The organism is Roseateles sp. (genome assembly GCF_031397715.1).
Classification (GTDB): domain Bacteria; phylum Pseudomonadota; class Gammaproteobacteria; order Burkholderiales; family Burkholderiaceae_C; genus Paucibacter_A.
On record NZ_JANNMI010000099.1, the window covers coordinates 1 to 2,546 of the forward strand.

Genomic DNA, 2,546 nt, shown 5'->3' on the forward strand with positions numbered 1-2,546 from the left:
TGGAGCGGCTGGCGGCGGTGTTGCAGCATGTGCATTCCAATTACTCGATCGACATCTTTGTCGCTCTGCTGGATGCGGCAAAGACGGCCGTCGACGCGGCCGGTGGCTTGGACTGCGACAAGGAAAGCGCCTCGCTGAAGGTCATCGCCGACCATATCCGCGCTTGCAGCTTCACCATCGTCGACGGCATCATCCCGGGCAATGAAGGCCGCGGCTATGTGCTGCGGCGCATTGCCCGCCGCGCTATCCGCCACGGCTACAAGCTCGGCGCGCGCAGCCCCTTCTTCCACAAAATCGTGCCCGAGTTGGTCAAGCAGATGGGCGACGCCTACCCTGAGCTGCGCCAGGCACAAGCCCGAGTCACCGAGGTGTTGAGGCAAGAAGAAGAGCGCTTCTTCCAGACCATTGCCAATGGCATGGAAATTCTGGAAGCCGCCCTGACACCGGGTTTGAAGCAGCTCGACGGCGAACTCGCCTTCAAGCTGCACGACACCTTCGGCTTCCCAGTCGACCTGACCGCCGACGTCTGCCGCGAGCGCGATGTGACGGTCGATCAGGCCGGCTTCGACGCCGCGATGGCGCGCCAGCGCACCCAAGCCCGCGCCGCCGGCAAGTTCAAGATGGCCCAAGGCCTCGCCTACGCCGGCGTGCCGACCGTCTTCCACGGTTACGAACACCTGGTCTGTGAAACCTCCAAGGTCACGGCCGTTTATATCGACGGCGTCAGCGTTCCTGCGGCCAAGGCCGGCGACGACGCGGTGGTAGTCTTGGATCACACGCCCTTCTACGCTGAAAGCGGCGGCCAGGCCGGCGACGCCGGTGAGCTGCGCAATCAGAGCAGCCGCTTCGCCGTGGAGGACACGCTGAAGATCCAGGCCGATGTGTTCGGCCACCATGGCCGGGTGCTCGAAGGCCAGATCAATGTCGGCGATGTCTTCACCGCCAAGGTCGACGCCGAACTGCGGGTCAAGAGCGTGCGCAACCACAGCGCCACCCATCTGATGCACAAAGCCTTGCGCGAAGTGCTGGGCAGCCATGTGCAGCAAAAGGGCTCGCTGGTGAATGCCGAGCGCACCCGCTTTGACTTTGCGCACAACTCACCCGTGACGGCCGAGGAGATCGCCAAGATCGAGGCGATCGTCAACGCCGAGGTGCTGGCCAATGCCGCGGCCTCGGCCGAAGTGATGGCGCTGGATGACGCGCAAAAGAGCGGCGCGATGATGCTGTTCGGCGAGAAATACGGCGAGACCGTGCGCGTGCTGACGATCGGCAGCTCGAAGGAGTTGTGCGGCGGCACGCACGTCAAGGCCAGCGGCGACATTGGCCTGTTCAAGATCGTCAGCGAAGGCGGCGTGGCCGCCGGCGTGCGCCGGATTGAAGCCGTCACCGGCGACAACGCGCTGGCCTATTGCCAAGCATTGGAGAATCAGGTCGGCCGCGCCGCGCAAGCCTTGAAGACCGCACCGGCCGAGCTGGAAACACGTCTGCAGGCGGTGCTGGACCAGGTCAAGTCGCTGGAAAAGGACCTGGCTGCCGCCAAGAGCCGCTTGGCCTCGGCGCAGAGCAATGAGTTGTTGAGCCAGGCCGTCGACGTGCAGGGTGTCAAGGTGCTGACGGCCAGCTTGAGCGGTGCCGACGCCAAGACCCTGCGCGAAACCATCGACAAACTGCGCGACAAGATGCAGTCGGCCGTGATCGTGCTGGGCGCGGTCGATGGCGACAAGGTCCACTTGGCGGCCGGCGTCACCGCCGACCATATGGCCCGTGGCTTCAAGGCCGGCGAGCTGGTCAATTTTGTCGCCCAGCAATGCGGCGGCAAGGGCGGCGGCAAGGCCGATCTGGCGATGGCCGGCGGCACGCAGCCGAGCGCCTTGCCGGCAGCATTGGCCAGCGTCACCACTTGGGTAGCTGGCAAACTCTGATTTAAGTACGATGCATCTCGAAAGGGCCCTCGGGACTTCCCCGCGGGCCTTTGTTTTTTTGTCCACAAAATACTCAGGAGTCCGCCATGAGCGACACCACCACGATTGACCACGCCAACGCCGAACGCCTGGCCGCCCTGTTGCAAATACTGGCTGCCAACACGCCCGAAGACGAGGATGCGGTGCCGGTCGACACGCTGGACGGCTACCTGACCGCCTTGATCGTCGGCCCCACCGATGCCGGCCCGCTGGAGGCGATGGACGCGCTGTTCGGCGACGACTGGGCCGACGAGCTCGACGCGCAAGACGTGACCGAAGAGTTCATGACCGTGTTGCATGAGCGCTGGAACGAGATCACCCTGAGCCTAGAGCCGGTGGCCCTGGGCGCCGACCCGGAGGCGATGCTGATCGAGCCGCTGATCACCGAGTTCGACGAAGCCACCAAGGCCGACTTGCTCAGCCAAGGTGTGCTGACGGCCGAGCAGCTGGAGCAGTTGCCGCCGAACGGCCTGATGTGGGTCGAAGGCTTTATGCAGGCGGTTGAGGACTTTGAGTCCGACTGGTATGTGTTCGACGAAGACAGCGACGACGGCCAGATGCTGGACGCGATGCTGATGGGCGTGG

Annotated in this window: 2 protein-coding genes; both read left to right on the forward strand. The window is 64.3% G+C overall.

The genetic code is table 11. The features are described 5' to 3' along the window. Positions 1 to 1,922 (forward strand): alanine--tRNA ligase (gene alaS / locus RMO57_RS04325; protein ID WP_310384559.1); only part of this gene is annotated, 1,922 nt, incomplete at its 5' end. Positions 1,923 to 2,008: 86 nt separating this feature from the next. Beyond that, positions 2,009 to 2,546: UPF0149 family protein (locus RMO57_RS04330; protein ID WP_310384561.1), on the forward strand; the 538-nt coding region annotated here is incomplete at its 3' end.